The organism is Desulfosarcina sp., from assembly GCF_033791525.1.
GTDB lineage: Bacteria > Desulfobacterota > Desulfobacteria > Desulfobacterales > Desulfosarcinaceae > Desulfosarcina.
The window spans coordinates 1-3,107 of sequence record NZ_JASJGN010000021.1; the positions used below are offsets into that span (position 1 = coordinate 1).

Genomic DNA, 3,107 nt, shown 5'->3' on the forward strand with positions numbered 1-3,107 from the left:
GTATTCGTATAGGCCGGCCTGATAGCTCAGATCTGGAAACCATGCATTACGCTCCTGCAAGAGAGCCTTGGTGGCCGCGATCTTGGTGATGTTCTTGCCGGGAACCATTTGATTGGTCGTGCCGGAGGTATTGAACAGCACAATGAAATTGTCTGCGGTTTTAATGAGGTCGGTTTTCGTTACCACCTCCTTTTCGATCATGTCGCGGGTGACGATCGTAAACGCCTGCACACCGGTGGATGTCCAGACAGAAAATAGGCAAACAATGGCAATAATGGCAAAGATCGTTTTTCTCATTTTAATTCTCCTTTGTTGATAGTTTATGTAGGGCTGGTATCGGTAATCCTGAAATATTGTATGGCGCATTATTCAGACGCCAGGCTTGCGGTCGCGTCACCGCCATGAGCGGATTCATGGATGCCAATTACTTTTGGAAGAGTAGGCTACATCGCTCAGGCTGTTGTACTTTAGAAGGGGAACCGCTGGTACATCCCTAAAATTGCGCCGGGGTGACCGCCAATTGTTTACTTCTCATTATTTTTCTGTTGTTACCTTGGCATACATGGCATCCCACTCTACCCAGCTCATTAAATTTTTCGCTTGAAATCGCAATTTAATCAATTCCTCCTGGAACGCTTCTCTGCGGATGTCGGCCTGATTGAGGGCGATTTTCATTTCGGTTTCCGACAAGTCGTAGTTCCTATTCATCTCCGCAAGCTGTTGTGATATTTTCCCCGCCTCTTTTTGCCAGGCCTTCATCTCATCGTCCGCGGATTTGGTAATATCCTTGATCTGTTTGACAATCTGTTTGTCCGGGATGACATTCTCAGCCGCGTCACTGAAAATATCCAAGGAAAATCCGACACCCCCGCCAAACAGCAACACAATTAGGGTGATGGTTCCAATAATCATCTTGTGCCTCCCTGTCTAAGAGGTCGAGCCTCTTGACCAGTTGATGTTAATTGATGCTGAATGATTGCGTTAGCTGCTTGAAAAGACCTTTCTTTGTGCGAAAATGACTGATCTCCTTCCACTCTTCAGGCTTGCAAAGCGCCTGCATCTTAAAGCGAACTTCCATCGATTGCGCACGCAACCGATAGCGAGTCTGGTTATAATCAGAAAATACGGTTCTGAAATCGTCTGGCGTCGAGTGGTAGTTTCTATCCACGTCGATTATTTTCTTATTGTAGGTTGCGGTTTCCTGCGCCAAGTTCTTAAATATACCAATATCCTGATCAACCAAGTTCAATAACTGGCCTTTTTTTTCTGGATCGTCGATGTGTTTTGCAATCCGGGACCGCAAATCGTCGGCCCACTCCTCACCCGGCACGATGGTTTTCTTTGCTTTCCTGGTGCACCCGGTCACCAAAACGAGTGAGCAAATGAGAAGAATAACCACCAGGGCTAACCGCTGGCCCCTTTCATCGATTGATTTCATGATGCCCCGCCTTTCTTATGGAAATCACAATCATTAATATTCGAAACGGACGCCGATATAAGGTCCGCTAAAATTCAGGTCGGCTTTAAATTCGTTGGCGTCGTCTTTTATATCCATTTTCAGCTCGACGTAGCGGTAGCCCAGCGATGCCATCCAGGACCACATATCACCTTTGTAAAAGGCATAGCGCGCCGATAGATCCAGGTTGACATACCCGACTTCGTCGTCGTTAATTTTGATGTAAGCACCGCCAACCAGACCGGCAAACTCCATTCTTTTCCAGAAAAACGAATAGCTTACCGCCAGCAAGGGTAACGGATAGGTTTCATCGATATTGATCTGAACGCCGGTGGCTATTTCCGTGTATGCAACCTCAAAGTCCAGGCCCATAATCCCCAAACCGACGCCGAGATTGTTTTTCCCAGGTAAAAAATCATAGGTTACCGCCAGGGAATAGATTCCCAGGTCCATGGTGGTGTCAACAGCAGCTCCGGCAGGAATGGTGAAAGATCCCTGGCTGATGTCATGGCTGGTGGTTCCGGAACCGGAAAAACTGGACTGCTGCCCGGAAAAAAATAACTGTGGCCGGTGATACTGCCCGCCGATAGAAAATCCCCAAGCCCCTTCACCGCTATCCATTCCCAGATCGGAAATGCTGGTCTGTTTCACATCGCCGCCATTCGATCCTCCCATCTCACCGCCGGGTGTCAGGTAGGTATATCGCACCGCCCCTTCTATGGACCAGTTCTTCTCTTGCTTTGCTTCAGCGGCGATGGCCGCATTGCCGATGACCACAAAGACGCATAACGTTACAACGAAGATGGTTAGGCTACTTTTAATTTTGCGATCGGTCGCCACGGTCAACACCTCCTGTGTTTTGCTCAACACAACCGTTTAGTTGGTTTTTTTATTTTGTCCGCCTGAAGGATCGGTTCCCGCATACGGATCAATGCGTTTTTCTTCCAACAGGTCGAGGCGGGTGATTTTCCAGGCGCCATCCACCGGCTGAACGGCAATATTGGCGTGGTATTGGTTTTTACGGGTGTGGATATGCCCCCAATGGCCAACGGTGCCCATGGCCGTCCATCGGGCGTTGAACAGCAGACCCAGCGGGTGATCGTCAAGCTGACCAACGTTGACGTCCAATATTTCAACTTCTTTCACCCTTGCGCGGGCGCCGCCGGCCTGCGTCACCTCCAGTGATTTTCGGTTTTGCAGGTAAATGTCGGCAAGCAGGTCGCCGCTGGCACTCGTCGCCAGTCGGTCATAGACGTCTTCTTCTTCCCGGAAGTCAAAAGACCGATAGATATTCTTCAGCAGGCTGTCCAAAACGGACACCGCCTGCGCGTCCGTCATCGGGGGGGCTATGACGGCCGGTTTGGCTACTGCAATGTTGAGAAAGGGGTAGAGCAGGAAGCAACCGGCAACGAGAATCACTGCCAATCCGACTTGGTGGCCGACGGCTCCGCCGTTCTTGCGTCGCCTTCTAATTTGAAAGACAAGCGGCAGCAATGCCAGCAGGCAGAAAATGCTGACAAGGGGAAGCTTCATGGTTGTCATGGATTGATCCAACTCTATCCTGGCAACGGTCGGTGCCTCGTATTTTTTCAGAAAATTGGTCCAGACCAGCAGATTGTTGTCAGGGGTCACAAACGATGGAAACGGCCCG

At 49.7% G+C, this 3,107-nt stretch carries 5 protein-coding genes; all 5 read right to left on the reverse strand.

Annotated elements, in window-relative coordinates; translation table 11 throughout:
- On the reverse strand, nucleotides 1–297 hold a 297-nt coding region (locus QNK41_RS00965; RefSeq protein WP_319252817.1), incomplete at its 3' end, for a hypothetical protein.
- Nucleotides 298–534: 237 nt separating this feature from the next.
- A complete protein-coding gene (locus tag QNK41_RS00970; RefSeq protein WP_319252819.1) occupies nucleotides 535–912 on the reverse strand; it encodes a hypothetical protein in 378 nt (125 codons plus the stop codon).
- 46 nt (nucleotides 913–958) lie between these two features.
- A complete protein-coding gene (locus QNK41_RS00975; protein WP_319252821.1) occupies nucleotides 959–1,438 on the reverse strand; it encodes a hypothetical protein in 480 nt (159 codons plus the stop codon).
- A 33-nt stretch (nucleotides 1,439–1,471) separates the two neighbouring features.
- Entirely contained in the window at nucleotides 1,472–2,296 is an 825-nt protein-coding gene (locus tag QNK41_RS00980) for a hypothetical protein (protein WP_319252823.1), read from the reverse strand.
- A 36-nt stretch (nucleotides 2,297–2,332) separates the two neighbouring features.
- On the reverse strand, nucleotides 2,333–3,107 hold a 775-nt coding region (locus QNK41_RS00985; RefSeq protein WP_319252825.1), incomplete at its 5' end, for a hypothetical protein.